We start from the raw sequence: 17,212 nt of genomic DNA on the forward strand, positions 1-17,212 counted from the left end.
AGATACTAATATAGGGAGATTTACTATTAATAGCCAGTTGCAAAGTTAACAATGTGTTAATGCTTTGTAATGTTAAATAGATTGATACGATATCTGAAAATTTTGTCCGTTAAAATGTTCGTAATACAACATTTAATCAAAGACTAATAGGGCGATGTTTATGTCAGATGAGCCAGAGGGTGGGAATCTGTCTGAAACCTGGTATCAAAAGGTTTTACAGGACTGGGATATAGATCGTTTATTGACTGACTTGGAATCTAGAATTCAAAAGCGATACAGACAAAATGCTAAGAAAGACCTGTTACTTGGGTTGTTGTGTGGGTATAGCTTGACACAGATAAGTCAGGACTTGTACAGAGTTCGGGCTGGTGTGAGAGTGGTATTGAGCAATATCTATCGAGATATTGAAACTTTGACAGGAGAACCAGACAACAGCGTGAGGTCAAGCAACCTTATTTGCATTCTAGAAAGACATGGATATCGCAAAGGTGTTGCTGCCTCCCACAATCTGCCATCACCAACCTACACAGAATTTATTGGGCGCGAGGCAGATATGAAAAAGCTACTGGAAAGGCTTTTGCCAGAGCATGGCGCTCACATGATTACGGTACATGGCATTGGTGGCGTAGGTAAAACGGCGCTGGTGTTAGCAGCTGCTTACCTGTGCTTAGAAGCTAGTAACGAAAATAGTTCTGATGCACCTAAATTTGATGCAATTATTTTCACTTCAGCCAAACAACAAGAACTGATTCCCGATATGATTTTGCAACGGCAGCAAGGACAGCGTAACCTGCGCGAAATTTTTCGGGTGATTGCCAATGCCTTAAACGACTCTACAATTATTCAATCTCCTCCCAACGATCAATTTGAGCGTGTCCGCCAATGTCTTTCTAAACAGCGAACGCTTCTAATTGTGGACAATATGGAGACTATAGAGGACAGGGATGAGGTTATAGAATTTCTATACAATTTACCCATTTGCGTCAAAGTAGTAATTACTACCCGCGAACGAATTGCCCTGCTGCCAATCAGTCTGCGAAACTTGCCTCTGAATGATGGTTTGCAGTTGATTCAGCAACAAGCTGAAGAAAAAGGTATAACTATCCAAGATGAAGACTCTAGCTTGCTCTACGATCGCACTGGAGGAATCCCCCTCGCTATTGTCTACGCACTCGGTCAAGTCTCCAGTGGCTACTCTTTGAACTTCGTATTGGATCAGTTAGCCTCCGCTACAGGCGATGTGGCTCGTTTTTGCTTTGATGAATCAGTGCAAAATATCAAGGGACAGCCACCTCACAAGTTACTAATGTCATTGGCGATTTTTCCTGACTCTCCCATCCAAGCAGCTGTGGCTGAAGTAGCTGGACTGACATCTGCTCCTGATTCTGTCAATAATGGCCTGGTACGTTTGCAGCAACTCTCATTAGTGAATCTGAACTCAGAGACTAAACGATACGAAATGCTGTCTCTGACTCGTGAGTATGCCTTAGCACAATTATCTGCTTACCCAGATTTTGAGAAAGAAGCACGGAAACGGTGGGTGAAATGGTATCTAAATTTTGCTTACAGATACGGTGGAGAAGATTGGGAGAACTGGATACATTACGACAGGTTAAAGGAAGAGGAAGGAAATCTACGGGCAGTACTTTATTGGTGTAAAAACCAAGACCATTATGCAGAAGTTAGGGATTTGTGGTTGCTGTTGAACCACTACGCCAATCTCTATGCTTATTGGGACGATCGCCTTGATTGGTTGCAATGGCTGATAGAACAATCAGAACTACGTGGTGAATGGTCATCTTTGGTGAAGTTCATGATCCGCAAAACTTGGCTGTTAATTCGGGAGTGTTCGCCTCAAAGTCTCACACAAGCAGACGAAATATTGCAGCGGGCATGGGTTTTACGCGACCATGCAGATTCATGCGTTCAAGCTGACTTAGCCGAAAGTATGGCTAGACTGCGAATCAGACAGAATAATTATATAGATGCACGCCACTGGCTAACAGTAGAAGAAAAATTAGCGATTGAGGCGAATCTAGACGAGCGACAGCATATCCGCTATTTTATTCCCGTTCTTTATCATCGGGCTGAAATCTTTTATTCAGAAGGTGAATATTTTTCAACCAAGAAGCTGTTTCAAGATGTGATGAAAAGTGCAGAAAAAATAAATTGGCATCGGGTGATTAATTCTGCTCAAAATTGGCTTGCTGATATTGCCATCGACCAAGGCGATCGCGATGAAGCTCAAAAGTTATTAATTAAAGGCTTAACTGTTGCCGAAAGTAGCAATAATAAACGCCGTCTAGCTCGTTATCAACGTTCTCTAGCCCGCTGGGAGAAAAAGTGGGGAAGTGTCCAGAAAGCTTGCCAACTATCCATTCAGGCTATTAATAGTTTTGAGCAATTGGGAATGACAAGGGATGCACAGGAGATGCAAACTTTACTAGATTGCCCATAATTATCTGCAAATATCGCATTTCCAGTTGTTTTCTAGTATGCTGCTGCCCAAATTAGACAATGGGTTACACCTTGTCGTCAGCGATCGCACTTCTAAGTTTTAGGCGGTTAATATTACACTTTATTTGTCAATAAAGTGTAATATAACTTAGTAATCATTGGGCGATCGCTATTCTTTTCGATTTAAGACTATTAATAATGCGGCAATCTGCTAAATATTAGCCTGATTTCATCCCAAATTGTCCACCCAAAGACAGTAGATGAAGTTTTGTGTGAATAACTATAAGGTATGAAATAGCTCTGCATTCCAAAAAGTGAAAAAGGAACAGATTTTTATGACATTTGATTACGATTTGTTTGTCATTGGTGCTGGGCCTGGGGGATTGGCAGCAGCTAAAAAAGCAGCTAGTTATGGTGTACGTGTCGCCATTGCCGAACAAGAAGCTATTGGTGGCACCTGTGTAAATCGCGGCTGCGTTCCAAAAAAGCTGATTATCTACGCTGCTGACTTCGCCCTCAAAAATCAAATTGCACAAAGTTATGGGTGGAGTGACTGTCAAACATACTTTGACTGGACATTATTTATTAAGTCAGTACATCAGCATATTGACAGCGTTAACCAATCCTATTTTCAGCAATTGCAAAAAGCTGGAATTGAATTAATTTCCCAACATGCTACTTTCATCGATGCCCATACTATCAATATTGATGGACGCAAAGTTACAGCCGACAAAATTTTAATTGCTGTGGGAGGACAACCCCTTAAGCCCAAAATCCCAGGTATAGAATATGCCATCACATCCCGCGAGATGTTTCAGCTACCCTATCTGCCAAAACGTTTAGCAATTATTGGCGGCGGCTACATTGGTGTGGAATTTTGCAGTATGATGCACGCTTTCGGTTGTGAGGTGACGGTGATTGAAAAAGACGAGATGATTTTATCGGGGTTTGACGATCGCATTTGCTCTGCTGTACAACAGGGGTTGATTAAACGTGGAATTAAGTTTTTCACCAATAGCACTGTTCAAGAAATCAAATACTCAGAAGAGGGTTTGTTGTTAACTATTACTGGTGAGAGCCAAGAAATAATTACAGCAGATACCATCTTAGTTGCCACAGGTTACGTTCCAAATACCAAGAATCTTGGTTTGGAAAATGCCCATGTTGAACTTGGCGAACATGGTGCAATCAAAGTAGATGAATACAGTCGCACCAGCCAAGAAAACATTTTTGCTGTGGGTGACTGCACCAGCCGCGTGCAATTGACTCCAGTGGCTAAGGCAGAAGGTATTGTCTTTGCTGATACAGTTTTTGGGAACAAGGCGCAAAAACTAAATTATGATTATGTGCCCACTGCTGTTTTTTGCCGTCCAGAAGCGGCTAGTGTGGGGATGACAGAGGCGAAAGCACGGGAAAAATTTGGTGAATCTGTAGAATGCTACTGCACCGAGTTCCAACCACTGTTGTATCAGATGATCGAACAGGATGAGCCAACCACTATAAAGTTAGTGCTAAATAGTGATTCTGGGCAAGTTTTGGGCGCTCACATGGTGGGCGAACATGCAGCAGATATCATTCAAAGCCTTGGTGTGGCAATTCGCAAGGGCATTTCCAAGGAAGATTTGGATGAAACAATAGGCATTCATCCCACGACAGGAGAAGAATTTCTGTCGTTAAATTAAAATCATGTGCAGGACTGAGTGAAAAAGCCACAAATAGAGAAGGGGGAAATCCTTCTTCTCATTTTCCTATTTTCCTGCCTGATTATACTTTGACAACTCCAAAAATTAATACCAGTTCAATTAATGATTGCAACACATCTTTGAGTAAAGACGCGATGAATCGTAAAGACACGATGAATCGCGTCTCTACAAGTAGTCTATTTGTCGCATTATTTTTTCAAATTGGTATAGAATATTCAAATTTTTGTATCCAATACAACTATCAGATTTGGCTTTGCCTACTTAAGAACAGTTTCCAGAGTGATTGGAGATTTTTTTATTTAGAAGTTTCTTGTCCTTCTGAGTAAGATTTTGTGGGTATGTCTAAATCGTCTAAAGTATTCATTAATAAGTCATCTTCTGGAATATAGTCTCTCTGTTGGAAATTTACCAAATCGTCAAGAACTTTAAGAGCTTCAAGATCCTTAAGAGCTTCTGATGCAGACTGATATCGCTCTTTGAAGTCATTCAACACCATTTTACTGAGAATCTTAGCTAGGGAGTGGCTGACCTGAGTGTGTAGTTTATCGCCGTAGGCATCGCTCCATTTGATTTCCCCATTTGCGTCTCTATCTAGCTCGCGGGGTGCTACACCAGTCAAAGCTTTAATCCCAACCATGCCAACTGCATAGATATCACTACTGTACTGTGGACGCCCAAAACATTGTTCGCTTGGTGCGTAACCCTGAGTACCAATACCAATGGTGAAAGGGGTAGACTCTTGATGATCGAGCTGTTTGATGCCAACTTCCTTAACGGCTCCAAAGTCAATCAACACCAGTTTTCCGTCTGAGTGTCGCCGGATGATATTACTGGGTTTAATATCCCGATGAATCACGTGGTTTTCATGGACAAATGTTAATGTTTGCAATAAGTCCCTGATAATTTTGATCGCGGCAATTTCTTCAATTGCTCTACCTGCTGGAAGTTCTTGATTTAAAGGATGACCAATTATCTGTTCTTGAACTAAATAAAATTCTTCATCTTCTTCAAAATAAGCCAAAAGTTGAGGAATTTGAGCGTGCCTTCCCAATTTTTCTAGTGTTTGTGCCTCTGAGTGAAATAAACGTCTGGCAAGTTGCAATCCTTCTGGTTTGGTGTTGGCTGGTTTTAATTGTTTGACAACACATCGCGGATTACCAGGACGTTGGGTATCTTCGGCAATGTAGGTTTCACTAAATCCACCGGAACCGAGAACTTTGACAATTTTGTAGCGTCTAGCCAAGACTTTCCCTGATAAGGCTAAATCTCGTTGCTGGATTAGGTGTTGGAAATCATCTTGTTGGCTGATAATCTCTTGGACAACGGGTGAAGTTTTATACTTCTGAAAAATGTCTACTAATTGGCGTTTTCTGATGCTTTCTCTGATGACTGAAGTTGCCAAATAGGAAATTCCAGTCATGGCGATCGCGATCGCTGGTACGCTAGTGGGAAAAATTAACTGACCATAGACAAATAATCCATAACTAATTCCTCCCCAAGCGCCAGACAGGGCGAGGCTATAGAAAAATCTATGGATGCTACGTTTGCGTCTGCTAATCATCAAGGCTGAACTGCCAACTAGCATTAGCACAAACAAACCCTGCAATGGTGGACTATTAATTCCTGGGGCGATCGCTTTTCCTGTCATCAAAGTTGCGATCGCATTGGCGTGAATTTCTACGCCCGACATCGGGTCAGTACTATTACTACCAGCAACTGGATAATAATCATTATGTAACCGATCTGTTGCACCAATCAGCACGATTTTGTCTTTGAACACCTTTCCCTGCTGCAAATAGCTGTTCCAGTTTTGCGGGTCGAGTACGTGCCAAAAAGGTTTTTGCTCAAATGTACCCGCAGGCCCCCAAAAATAAATGCGATCGCCTTTTGGTCGGGGATAATTTACTTGTGCTGCCTTCAGCGCGGCTTCATCAAAAGAGAGTCGCTTTTTGGTAAATAAATCATCTTCACCTAATAATTTGGGATACTCACTCGCTAATCGATGAACTTTTCCATCTGCTTCTAAAGGAAAATTAACTGAACCAATGGATACTGACTTTGTACGAAACATTTGTTGTGGATCTGTCAGTTGCGTAAAAGACCCTTGGTGCGTCTGAGAGTTTTCGTAAACGGCTGCTAAGGTAACTTTATTGCCATATTTTTGCAGTACTGCCTGAAATTGGCGATCGTCTGCAACTCCATAGCTGCTTGCCGTATCAAAAACTACATCTAATGCTACAGCGCGGGCACCTGCTTCGATTAATTTTGTAATTACCTGGGAGTATGCAGCCCGTTTATAAGGATAAGATTTTAGTGTTTCTAAGTAGGCATACTGTTTTGGATCTGTTTTATAGTACTGTTCGGGAATTGATATTGACTGGTCGTCTATTGCTAAAATTACGATGTCTTCTGGAGGCGCGATCGGCCCGCGCAGTTGAAAAAAGCCAGAAAGCACCTGATTTTCCATCAATTGAACCGATTCACCACCAGAAGCGCTCAATAGTGCGCCCCCAATGGCCCAAGTACCTGCCAGTAGATGACCTAAGCGAACCATCCAGCGAGAGTGACGAGCAGATGCTGTTGAAGTCACTTTTGTTGGTTTACTTGACAGTCTATTGGCAGTAGAGACATAGTTTTTAGTTAAGGTAGATGTGGGTTCTTCTGCCATATCGTGTTAATGATTGATTTTAGTCCAACACTTTTATTTATTCAGACCGCATTTTAGTGTAAGCACATTGAAATAAGACTTAAATGATAATCTTATACATTTGTAAAGTATCTTCTATTCATCAACAAAATTTTATTGGCAGAGCCAGCCCCCAAAAAATTCTTACTCAACCACTACTTAATTTATTCTTTTTCTGTTGAATGAGTTACAAGTAGTGATTGTCTCATAGATCGGAGCCGGATATACTCTACCAGCGCATTTGGTTCTGGCAAGATTTTACTCTAACCTAACCAACAAGTACGTTACTAACTGGGTGTCATACCATAAACGTCCAAGGCTGTCTTCTGTCTCTGGCGCAATGTTGGTAATCTCCAGAAAGCGTGTCCTGATACTGACAGCTTTAGCGAAATATCGGGTTTAATTTATATCTTACCTTAAGCCTATGTTATACCTCTTTAGGAGTAAACTTTAGGGTTATGCAGCGATGAATGTTGTTACTGGGTCAATTTTATGGGTAGATTTTGATCGCCGGGTGGCTGTTGCAGTGCTAGAAGTGAATCAGGTTAACATCCTGGATCTCAACTGCAATATTGCAAGCGTTTTTATGTCTTGAAAGAGGTAGGATAAAAGCTATAGATAAAAAACTACGTTATAGATATTAGCAAACAAGGCATTTGAAAATTGCTATAATCTATTGTTCCATCTAAATTCATATATATTATTAGGTGTAAATTTGTATGGGTTCTCCAATGAATCGTCTATCTATTTTTGTAGATGGAAACAATATGTTCTATGCTCAACAAAAAAATGGCTGGTTTTTTGACCCGCGACGAGTCTTAGAATACTTCAAACATGAGCAATCAGAAACAACATTAATTAATGCCTTCTGGTACACTGGCTTAAAAGATCCACAAGACCAGCGAGGTTTCAGAGACGCTCTAATTAGTCTAGGATATACAGTACGAACTAAAATTCTGAAAGAATATTATGATGATACGTCAGGTCGTTACTCACAAAAAGCGAATTTAGATATTGAAATTGTTGTAGATATGTTTAATACAGTAGACCAGTATGACCGAGTAGTATTATTCAGTGGTGATGGAGATTTTGAAAGAGCAATCGAACTATTACGCTCAAAAAATACACATATTACAGTAGTATCAACAGAAGGAATGATTGCTAGAGAGCTACGCAATGCTACTGATAGATATATAGATTTAAATGATATCAGAGATCAAATAGAGAAAACTGAAGGTTAGTAGCTTTAACAATTATTTACAAAAATCAGAGTAAAAGAAAAACTAGAGTTGAAGATATATTAAGCCACAAGTAAACACTAAACACTAAACAACAAACGGCAAATGACAAACAAAACAGATCGAATCATCATTTTTGATACAACATTGCGAGATGGAGAGCAGTGTCCGGGAGCGACTTTGAATATAGACGAAAAGCTAGTTATTGCGAAGCAATTAGCGCGTCTAGGTGTAGATGTAATCGAAGCAGGCTTTGCCTTTGCTAGTCCTGGAGATTTTGAAGCAGTGAAGAAAATTGCTCAAATTGTCGGCACAGAAAATGGCCCGGTAATTTGTAGTTTGGCAAGAGCGATTAAAGCAGATATTGAAGCGGCTGCGGAAGCATTAAAACCAGCAGTTAATGCCAGAATTCACACATTCATTTCGACTTCTGATATTCATTTAGAGTATCAATTGCGAAAGTCACGAGCAGAAGTATTAGCGATCGCCGAAGAAATGGTAGCTTATGCTAAATCCTTCATGACAGATGTAGAATTTTCGCCAATGGATGCGGCTCGTTCCGATCCAGAATTTCTGTACCAAGTGTTAGAGCGAACGATCGCAGCTGGTGCAACAACAGTTAACATTCCCGATACTGTAGGTTACACAACTCCTAGCGAATTTGGGGCCATAATTAAAGGCATTATCGAAAATGTCCCCAACATCGACCAAGCGATTATTTCTGTACATGGTCACAATGATTTAGGCTTGGCAGTTGCTAACTTTTTAGAAGCCGTAAAAAATGGCGCACGGCAACTAGAATGTACGATCAATGGCATTGGCGAACGCGCCGGTAATGCATCACTAGAAGAGTTGGTAATGGCCTTGCACGTGCGGCGGCAATATTTTAATCCTTATCTCGGCAGACCAGAAAATTCTCAAGAATCCCTAACAAATATCGACACCCGACAAATTTATAAAACCTCACGCTTAGTTTCTAATTTGACGGGAATGTTGGTACAACCAAATAAAGCGATTGTCGGGGCGAATGCCTTTGCTCATGAGTCTGGAATTCACCAAGATGGTGTATTAAAGAACAAGCTAACTTACGAAATTATGGATGCCCAATTGATTGGCTTAACAGACAATCAAATCGTTTTAGGCAAACATTCAGGGAGAAATGCTTTTCGAACTCGATTGAAAGAATTGGGCTTTGAACTGTCAGATACTGAATTAAATAAAGCCTTCGTCAGATTCAAAGAAGTAGCAGATAAAAAGAAAGAAATATCTGATTGGGATTTGGAAGCGATCGTTAACGATGAAATCCAACAAGCACCCGATTTGTTCCGGGTAGAGTTGGTGCAAGTTTCCTGTGGTAGCAACGCCCGTCCTACTGCTACAGTCACCCTGCGTACCCCAGACGGCGAAGAATTAACCGATGCTGCGATCGGTACTGGGCCAGTGGATGCAGTTTACAAAGCTATCAACCGTGTGGTGAATGTACCTAACCAGTTGATTGAGTTTTCTGTGCAGTCAGTAACAGGCGGTATTGATGCCATTGGCGAAGTGACGATTCGTTTACGTTATGAATCTAAAGTGTTTTCTGGTCATGCAGCCAACACAGATATCATCGTGGCATCCGCGCAAGCTTATGTAAATGCGTTGAATAGGTTGTATGCATCTTTGCAAACTCAAGAAAAGCCAGAGGAAGTAACTGCACAGAAAGTCTGAGATCGGATCTGTGAAACTGTCTGTTTTTAAATGATGCTAACAAACTCCTCTCCAACTTTGGGGAGGAGTTATATCAATTCAAAATTCAAAATGACGCTCGCAGACTCGCTAACGCTGCGCTAACAAAATTCAAAAATTAAGAACGCCAGACATAACAAAGGTATGTCCGTTGTGATAAATTATGCTGACAGAAAAAAATATCATTATTAGAGAAGGCACAATCAAAGAAGATTCACTGATTGCAAAACACTTTTACCAAATGTGGCTGGATATTGGTGTTAATGAAAGTAATATACTTTTGGAATGGGAGAATATTACTCTCCAATTTATAGAAGAGGCGCGTCGAGATTTATTTTATAAGGCTTTTATTGCAGAGATTGATAATACAGTTGTGGGTTCTGTTAGTTGTCAACTTTTTGCAGGTTTATACCCGAATGTTTTCAAAGATGAATATCGCAAGTTTGGATATATTTGGGGCGTTTATGTCGAACAACCTTACCGCAGACAAGGCATTGCCAAATCCTTAACTAATAGAGCAATTGAATATTTAAAAGCGATCGCTTGCACGCGGGTGGTTCTTAATGCCTCGCCATTGGGTAAACCAGTTTACTCCAGCCTCGGTTTTTCTGGAGGGAATACAATGCAATTAGATTTGATTTAACGAAACAGAATTCATGGGTCAGGAGCCAGAATTCAGAATTGAATTCTGTGTAACTAACGGATGAACAAACCTAAATCTGATAGGATAAGTTTCTCGCTCAAGAAGCATCCGTGTTTGCTCATATTCGGATTTGTACAATAGGTCAAGTTTATTTGGTTGATTATGAATATTGTTTACTTTTTTAGATTTTTCGATTGACTTGTATGCATAAAACTTTATTCTGAAAAACGATGTTTATAGTCAGTTAACTTGTATGAGTAGCGAAAAGACAACAGAATTGCCACTCTGGGTACAAGATAGAGATATAGTCATTGCTCATGACGAAGAAGTACAGTGGCGAGAAGGAAAACGCCCGGATTATTCCTACACGAATGAATTTCTCCATCAAGAGAGTAAATTTCAGCATCCTGAAGGTTCTTTAGAAGCGATCGCTCAAAATTTAGTCCGCACTTTTGAGATGGAAGCTTCTAATAAATCTAATCCTCAACACTGGCTTTCGATTGTTACTGATAAGTTTAAAATGAGTACCAATGGCGGACAACAATTCACTGCTGAAGATGTTGCAAACGAAGGTACTTATAACCTGTTTTTAGGTAAAACTGAGCAATATGACTCTGAAACAGAAACCTTTGAATCTTCATTTCAAGTTTTTCATACAGCCTTTCCTAATGGCTTTCTTTGGGAACTAACAGAAGTCCTTTCTGGGCCGCCTAATGTTACCTTTAAGTGGCGACATTGGGGAACATTTAATGGTTCTTATAAGGACTATGCACCCACAGGTGAAACAATCGAAATCGTCGGAGTTAGTATTGCTCGCGTCACTGATGATTTGAAGATTGAGTCTTTAGAGCATTATTTTGATAATAATGTCTTTCTTCAAAAATTAACGACAGGTGGTTGTCCTTTCCATTCCCAAAATCAAAACAATCACTAATTTTGATTTAGTTATAGTCTATCGAATAGTACGCTCGCTCGGCGCTCTTAGCAAACAGTAAACAGCAGTGAGTGCCGAGCGAGTAATTATAATCATCGAAAATCTGCAATGGAAGATTTATTATTAAGGCTGATGAGGGAATGCAGATAAATTTTAATAAATTGAAAAATGCCGTTCATGGTATTCGTGTTTGCACAGTAGTAGTTGGTGTTTTGACTGAAGGTGTAAACCCAGCTAGTTTACCCGATTTTTGGGGTACAAAGTCTGTTTCTTTACTACCTTGAACCTCAGATAAGTAGCAATCTCGTACTGCTAACAACAAGCCTTTGATGGCATCTGGTGCGCCTGTTTTAACTAAATCGTCTGCTTTTTTGAAAAAATGCGATCGCCATTTACCATCGTTATTGCCATACAATTCTATTAGATACCAACCTGCAAGATACTCAGCTAAAGGATCGAGACAAAAACGGATTCTATCTTTGGCAGAACCGATAGTTTGAATCAGGTGCAGGCGCTTTTCCAAATAATTGAGGTGTGCTTCCGGGTCATCAATACCCAAATTTGCTAATGCAGCAACCGCATCTGCACGCTTGGCGGTTCCTGGTTGATAACTTTGCTGCAAGCATTCCCAGGCGATGGTTTTGGCGATTTGATGAACAGTGCGGTCATCGAATTGTTCGTCTGTAACATCACGATTGAGTTCATTGATATAACCCAGCATCAAATTAGGAATATTCTCTGGCAACGCAGAAATATTAGATGTAACGTCTTTACTGGCGATTAACTGTTCAGCATAAAGTTTAGCCAGCAAGACAGTGATATTATTTTGACCGACCATCAGAGAAAGACGGTTACAAGCGTCAAAAAATTCCTGGTCAGTAAAGCGATCGCGTTTACCTCGCTGCATGAGATAAGCTTCCATAAAGGACGATAGTTTATTAGCCTCAATCCGCAAGGGTTTAATTATCGTCTTATTAACTCGCCCCAGCTTTTCCTCAATTCGGGAAGTAATCACCAACGCATTCACCGGAAACTCTGGCGACTCCGGCTCAATTGCTTCTCGTGTAGTGGCATTCATTTCTGAGAATCGGTCTACAATTACTAGAATGCGTTTCTTTCTTAACAAACGTAACAGTAATTCTTGACAAATCGGCTCTGGCTCATCAATTAAAGCTTGCAACTGTCCTCTGATGGCTTCTAAAAGCGGCGACTTTCCTTCAGTTACCCGAAATTCTTCTTCTAACAGCACAGGTAACATCAGATGTTTGCAGAGTTGTTGGTCTTCAGCCTCAGCCATTGCCCATCCAGCGATTCGACACGCTAAACTGGTTTTACCTATACCCCCTTCTCCACCAATTACTAGACAACTACGTTGTTTCTCGAAAGTTGAACGCAAATTCTCATTCATCAGTTGGGGAACTGTTGTACCATCCAAAACAACGGGAATAGGAATGTAACAGGCACGACTGCTAACTGTATCCTTTTTGGGAAATTGTTCGCGGGCTGCTTTGATATATTTAGCTACCCACGCATCTAATACTCTCGGATGGTAATGAAACCAGCCAACAAATAGCACATATCGCAGAGGTACATTAAGGCTGATAAATGGGAGAGAAAAATCTGTGTAGGGTTTGAGGGCGTTGTTAATTTTCAACAACCATAAAGGGGCTACCCGCAAGAGAATTAACCAAATAGAAGGTAATAAGATAATGTAGGCGGCAATTCCCAAGAGTAATTTATGCTTAAATAGCGATTCCAGAACTCTATCAAAGAGGCGAGTTTCTTTTTCTGCTTTCAGGGCATTGAGAGGGCGACGTATCAGCCTAATATCCGTTTCTGTGAATTTATCTTTGTATTTTTGTATAGTTGCCAATACCTGCTCAAAGTCTGAGATGACTTTCTGCAACTTGGAGGTAGGTAAAGCATTTGCTTTGTCTTGAAAGCCTGCCGCTATTCCTCCTAAACCTTTGATAGCACCTAAACGCACGTAAAACTGGCTATCATTCAACAAGGCAATTAAATTCGGGACAGAAGATACTGCATCTGTACCCATTGCACCCAGAGCGTAGGCAGAATTGTAACGGACAGTGGGGTTACGATCTTTTAAGGCAGCAGTTAATACTGGGACAGCTACTTTCGCTTCTACACCAATTTTTCTGAGTGCAGAAGGAACATAAATACGAACGAATTGCTCCTTGTCTTGTAATGCCGCCATCAACGATGGAACTGCTGCTTTAGCTGCTGTACCAATATTTCCTAAAGCTAAGGTGGCGTACAAACGGACTTGTCCATCTTCATCTTGCAATGCCGCACTTAAAGCTGGAACTGCTGGTGCTGCTTCTGCACCCAAATCTCCTAAAACCGAAGCGGCGTGCCAGCGAAGATTACTATCTTGATTTTTCAAAGCTTCAATCAGAGACGGTACTGCTGGGGAACCGATATTAACTAATGCATCTGCTGCAAGGCTTCTGATGTGGGCATCGTTATCTATCAGCTTCTCAATCAGCGGAGAAATTTTGCTGTCAGTAGTAATTTGCGCCCAACTATTGCTGGTGCATAGTAGGAACAGTGTCAGGCATAAGACAACCACCTTGAGCGCACTAAGTAATACTTGTCTGGTATGCTTTGTCATTGAATCGGATTGAATCACCCGATGAACAACTCCAGTCAGAGAAACTATACCTAAGATTGTAATCTAACTGTCAATGCGGGTTAGCGATGTCTACGATGGTCACTGAGCTTGTCGAAGTGCGGGCTACGCCTACGCACTGGTTTACCCCCGCTTTACTCAAGCTTGATTAGCATTGGCATTTAAACGCATCATAATTTTTTCCGGTTCTGTCAAATTTTTAAACCCATAACGTTGATAAAGTCTATGAGCATCTTTTGTGCCTTGACAAAACACCTTGGTACAAGGAAGGTAAATATCGATGGTTATGGGTAGCAATTACAAAATACAATTGCGGTTTACCACATGGTAGTCGTCGCCAGGAAAGGCTATTACGCCTGAACGCTTACGGCATTTGTGGGATGGTTAGTTACCGATTGAGAAAGCAATGCTGTTAGAATCTAGATAAGAATATTAATTATATAGAGCTAGAAAATATGTACATCAAAATTAAACCAGAACTAGAGCAATTTATTCAAGCACAGCTTGCAAGTGGTAGATTTACTAATGCAGATGATGTCATCAATGAAGCCTTTAAACTGTTACAAGAAAGACAGCAGCGACTTGAAGAATTACAGCAGAAAATTGCTGTGGGAACTGAACAAATTGCTAAGGGGCAAGTAACTGACGGCGAAGTTGTATTTGCTAGATTACAAGAAAAAATTCGTCTGATTGCTGAGGAGTCTGCTGAATGAGTAATTATTCATTTTCAGATGCAGCAATTCGAGATTTAGATGAAATTTGTGAATATATTGCTCGGAGTAGCCCAAAAGCAGCTAGTAAGCTTTTTGATGACATTCGCTCCAAATGTAAACTAAACCTTGTCTACCTTGAGAACTGTAGTTTTGTAGGTTGGGTGCAGCAATAGCGTAACCCGACATAAAATTTGGTGGTAATGTTGGGTTGCGTTTCACTCCACCCAACCTACAAAATATATTTTTTCAAAAACTCTAGGTTTCAACTTAGATGAGGTTTAGTAGCGAGTTTCCCTAATATGGGAAAAAGTTATGGAAGGCTTATACCAAATCTGCGCGGTTTTGTTGTGGATGATTACATTATATTTTACTATTCAATGGAAGACGGAATTAGTATTACTCGTGTTGCCAGTGGTTATCGAGATTTAGAATCTTTGTTTGTAGATTAATAATTAAACTGTAACTATGTTTTTGGTTTAGTACTTATCGCTCTATTCAGGCGTATAAAACTAACTTAATACAATACAAATACGATACAGGTATATAAAAGCCAAGCATATATAATATTTTAAAATACTTTAATAATTATGGAATTAGCATGAAAATTCACATATTAAGTGATTTGCATCTTGAATTTCAACCCTTTAACACTCCTGATATAAATGCGGATATTGTTGTTTTAGCTGGAGATATTGATTTAAGAGAAAGAGGAATTAAATGGGCAATTCAAAACATTCCCAATAAACCAGTTATATATGTATTAGGTAATCATGAATACTATGGAAGTGCTTATCCAAGGCTTGTTGAGAAGCTGAAAGATTATTCCTTAGGAACTAATGTTCATGTTCTAGAGAATGATTTAGTTACCATTGAGGGTGTAAATTTTTTAGGTTGTACTTTATGGACTGATTTTAAACTGTTTGGTGAACCACGTATAGCAGGTGTAGAAGCTAGTCAAGTCATGAACGATTATAAGAAAATTAGATTAAGTCCTCAATACTCAAAGTTAAGAACTATTGACACAGTGCTAATTTGTAAAAAATCAGTTAATTGGTTAAAAAATACATTATCTGGCTTGTCTGGTGAAACTGTAATTATCAGTCATCATGCTCCTAGTGTAAAGTCTATACCTTTTCAATATAAAGAAGATATTTTAAGTGCCGCTTATGCTTCAAATCTTGATACTTTAGTTGAGGAGTCTGGAGCATTATTATGGATTCATGGGCACATTCACAATCAATTAGATTATCAAATAGGTTTGACTCGCGTTATTTGTAATCCGCGTGGTTATCCAGATGAACCAAATAATTACTTTAATCCAGGATTATCAGTGGAGATTTAATAAATAGTTCAGGAGGCAGGAAAAACCCGCTTTCTACCTCAATACAATTCAGTTAAGATGATGAAATTACTGAACCATTAGCAGGATAAGAGAGGCTATATTCAGCATTCAAGGATATGAGTGCATCTATCATTGATTATGAATCAGTCTACTACCAAATCTTGGCAAGAAGTCCGCGCTGCTTTTCAACAAATCTGGGGTTATGAAGATTTTCGTCCACCACAGGGAGAAATTGTCAGCAGTTTATTGGCACAAAAAGATGCGCTGATTATTATGCCCACAGGTGGCGGTAAGTCGATTTGTTTTCAACTTCCCGCACTGCTACAAACAGGATTAACTTTGGTAGTTTCGCCCTTGGTGGCGTTGATGGAAAATCAAGTTCAGGAATTACTACAAAGCCACCAAAAAGCAGCACTTTTGCATAGTGAATTATCTTCATCTCAACGCCGTGCAACTCTGCAAGCTTTAGAACGCCAACAGCTAAGATTACTTTATTTATCGCCCGAAACTTTGCTCAGTGTCCCAGTGTGGGAAAGATTATGCCACCCGCAATTGCAAATTAATGGTTTGATTTTAGATGAAGCTCATTGTTTGGTGCAGTGGGGTGATAGTTTTCGCCCAGCTTATCGCAGATTAGGGGCGGTGCGTCCGGCATTGCTCAAATCAAAACCACCAGGAACAAAAATTAGCATTGCTGCTTTTACTGCTACTGCTGACCCCTCAGCCCAAAAAATCATTCAAACAGTTTTACAATTACAGCATCCAGAGATTTTCCGCTTGAATCCCTACCGTCCGAATTTGCATCCCAGCGTTCGTATCGCTTGGACACCACGAGGTAGAAAACAACAATTATTCAAGTTTATTCAAAATAGACCGCAACAATCGGGATTAGTTTATGTTCGCACTCGGAGAGATAGCGAAGATTTAGCCCAATGGTTAGCAGAGATGGGTTACGCCACAGCTAGTTATCATGCGGGATTGGGTGCAACCGAACGCCGTGAAGTAGAAGCAAGCTGGTTAAGTGGCAAAATTCCCTTTGTTGTGTGTACCTGTGCGTTTGGTATGGGGATAAATAAATCAGATGTGCGTAAACAACAGCCTTTAAAAACAATTCTTTA

General features: G+C 40.2%; 12 protein-coding genes and 3 pseudogenes. 13 read left to right on the plus strand and 2 right to left on the minus strand.

What is annotated here, in order from left to right:
* Positions 1-160: 160 nt before the first annotated feature.
* Together RM368_RS11095 and gorA are read left to right on the plus strand one after the other, a co-directional pair.
* On the plus strand, positions 161-2,458 hold the full coding sequence (locus RM368_RS11095) for an NB-ARC domain-containing protein (RefSeq protein ID WP_322694123.1): 2,298 nt from the start codon (positions 161-163) through the stop codon (positions 2,456-2,458).
* A gap of 334 nt (positions 2,459-2,792) precedes the next feature.
* Positions 2,793-4,139, plus strand: coding sequence for a glutathione-disulfide reductase (gene gorA / locus RM368_RS11100; RefSeq protein WP_322694124.1), 1,347 nt, complete (start codon positions 2,793-2,795; stop codon positions 4,137-4,139).
* Between the two features lie 316 nt (positions 4,140-4,455).
* Here the strand turns inward: gorA and RM368_RS11105 are convergent, their stop codons facing one another.
* On the minus strand, positions 4,456-6,828 hold the full coding sequence (locus tag RM368_RS11105) for a CHASE2 domain-containing serine/threonine-protein kinase (RefSeq protein ID WP_322694125.1): 2,373 nt from the start codon (positions 6,826-6,828) through the stop codon (positions 4,456-4,458).
* A 484-nt stretch (positions 6,829-7,312) separates the two neighbouring features.
* Here RM368_RS11105 and RM368_RS11110 point away from each other — a divergent pair, with 484 nt between their 5' ends.
* The 5 genes from RM368_RS11110 to RM368_RS11130 all read left to right on the plus strand — a co-directional run bounded on the left by RM368_RS11110 (position 7,313) and on the right by RM368_RS11130 (position 11,389).
* The gene (locus tag RM368_RS11110) at positions 7,313-7,441 is read left to right on the plus strand and encodes a hypothetical protein (protein WP_322694126.1); all 129 of its coding nucleotides are present in this window, start codon (positions 7,313-7,315) and stop codon (positions 7,439-7,441) included.
* A gap of 124 nt (positions 7,442-7,565) precedes the next feature.
* Positions 7,566-8,087, plus strand: coding sequence for an NYN domain-containing protein (locus tag RM368_RS11115; protein ID WP_041565194.1), 522 nt, complete (start codon positions 7,566-7,568; stop codon positions 8,085-8,087).
* A 102-nt stretch (positions 8,088-8,189) separates the two neighbouring features.
* The gene (locus RM368_RS11120) at positions 8,190-9,794 is read left to right on the plus strand and encodes a 2-isopropylmalate synthase (protein ID WP_322694127.1); all 1,605 of its coding nucleotides are present in this window, start codon (positions 8,190-8,192) and stop codon (positions 9,792-9,794) included.
* Positions 9,795-9,975: 181 nt separating this feature from the next.
* A complete protein-coding gene (locus RM368_RS11125) occupies positions 9,976-10,455 on the plus strand; it encodes a GNAT family N-acetyltransferase (RefSeq protein WP_322694128.1) in 480 nt (159 codons plus the stop codon).
* 253 nt (positions 10,456-10,708) lie between these two features.
* Positions 10,709-11,389, plus strand: coding sequence for an ester cyclase (locus RM368_RS11130; protein ID WP_322694129.1), 681 nt, complete (start codon positions 10,709-10,711; stop codon positions 11,387-11,389).
* 175 nt (positions 11,390-11,564) lie between these two features.
* Here RM368_RS11130 and RM368_RS11135 read toward each other — a convergent pair whose 3' ends face one another.
* Positions 11,565-14,021, minus strand: a complete 2,457-nt coding sequence (locus RM368_RS11135; protein ID WP_322694130.1) for a HEAT repeat domain-containing protein — start codon at positions 14,019-14,021, stop codon at positions 11,565-11,567.
* Between the two features lie 254 nt (positions 14,022-14,275).
* On the opposite strand from RM368_RS11135, the gene RM368_RS11140 reads away from it, so the two are divergent.
* From RM368_RS11140 to RM368_RS11160, 6 genes and pseudogenes are all read left to right on the plus strand, one after another.
* Complete coding sequence (locus RM368_RS11140) at positions 14,276-14,455, plus strand: hypothetical protein (protein ID WP_322694131.1); 180 nt, start codon at positions 14,276-14,278, stop codon at positions 14,453-14,455.
* A 39-nt stretch (positions 14,456-14,494) separates the two neighbouring features.
* Positions 14,495-14,650, plus strand: a pseudogene (locus tag RM368_RS38735) (type II toxin-antitoxin system ParD family antitoxin); the annotation flags it as partial.
* A 12-nt stretch (positions 14,651-14,662) separates the two neighbouring features.
* Positions 14,663-14,746: pseudogene (locus RM368_RS38740) on the plus strand (type II toxin-antitoxin system ParD family antitoxin); the annotation flags it as partial.
* Positions 14,747-14,748: 2 nt separating this feature from the next.
* Complete coding sequence (locus tag RM368_RS11150; protein WP_322694133.1) at positions 14,749-14,925, plus strand: type II toxin-antitoxin system RelE/ParE family toxin; 177 nt, start codon at positions 14,749-14,751, stop codon at positions 14,923-14,925.
* A 425-nt stretch (positions 14,926-15,350) separates the two neighbouring features.
* On the plus strand, positions 15,351-16,094 hold the full coding sequence (locus RM368_RS11155) for a metallophosphoesterase (protein ID WP_322694134.1): 744 nt from the start codon (positions 15,351-15,353) through the stop codon (positions 16,092-16,094).
* A gap of 138 nt (positions 16,095-16,232) precedes the next feature.
* Positions 16,233-17,183: pseudogene (locus RM368_RS11160) on the plus strand (RecQ family ATP-dependent DNA helicase); the annotation flags it as partial.
* Positions 17,184-17,212: the final 29 nt, after the last annotated feature.

It is taken from the genome of Nostoc sp. DedSLP03 (genome assembly GCF_034530815.1).
Taxonomy (GTDB): domain Bacteria; phylum Cyanobacteriota; class Cyanobacteriia; order Cyanobacteriales; family Nostocaceae; genus Nostoc.

What these genes read in the sequence shown, in the direction of transcription:
- RM368_RS11095 (WP_322694123.1), top strand. Translation starts at nt 161, where the DNA reads ATGTCAGATGAGCCAGAGGGTGGGAATCTGTCTGAAACCTGGTATCAA.
- gorA (WP_322694124.1), top strand. Translation starts at nt 2,793, where the DNA reads ATGACATTTGATTACGATTTGTTTGTCATTGGTGCTGGGCCTGGGGGA.
- RM368_RS11105 (WP_322694125.1), bottom strand. Translation starts at nt 6,828, where the DNA reads ATGGCAGAAGAACCCACATCTACCTTAACTAAAAACTATGTCTCTACT.
- RM368_RS11110 (WP_322694126.1), top strand. Translation starts at nt 7,313, where the DNA reads ATGAATGTTGTTACTGGGTCAATTTTATGGGTAGATTTTGATCGCCGG.
- RM368_RS11115 (WP_041565194.1), top strand. Translation starts at nt 7,566, where the DNA reads ATGGGTTCTCCAATGAATCGTCTATCTATTTTTGTAGATGGAAACAAT.
- RM368_RS11120 (WP_322694127.1), top strand. Translation starts at nt 8,190, where the DNA reads ATGACAAACAAAACAGATCGAATCATCATTTTTGATACAACATTGCGA.
- RM368_RS11125 (WP_322694128.1), top strand. Translation starts at nt 9,976, where the DNA reads ATGCTGACAGAAAAAAATATCATTATTAGAGAAGGCACAATCAAAGAA.
- RM368_RS11130 (WP_322694129.1), top strand. Translation starts at nt 10,709, where the DNA reads ATGAGTAGCGAAAAGACAACAGAATTGCCACTCTGGGTACAAGATAGA.
- RM368_RS11135 (WP_322694130.1), bottom strand. Translation starts at nt 14,021, where the DNA reads ATGACAAAGCATACCAGACAAGTATTACTTAGTGCGCTCAAGGTGGTT.
- RM368_RS11150 (WP_322694133.1), top strand. Translation starts at nt 14,749, where the DNA reads ATGAGTAATTATTCATTTTCAGATGCAGCAATTCGAGATTTAGATGAA.
- RM368_RS11155 (WP_322694134.1), top strand. Translation starts at nt 15,351, where the DNA reads ATGAAAATTCACATATTAAGTGATTTGCATCTTGAATTTCAACCCTTT.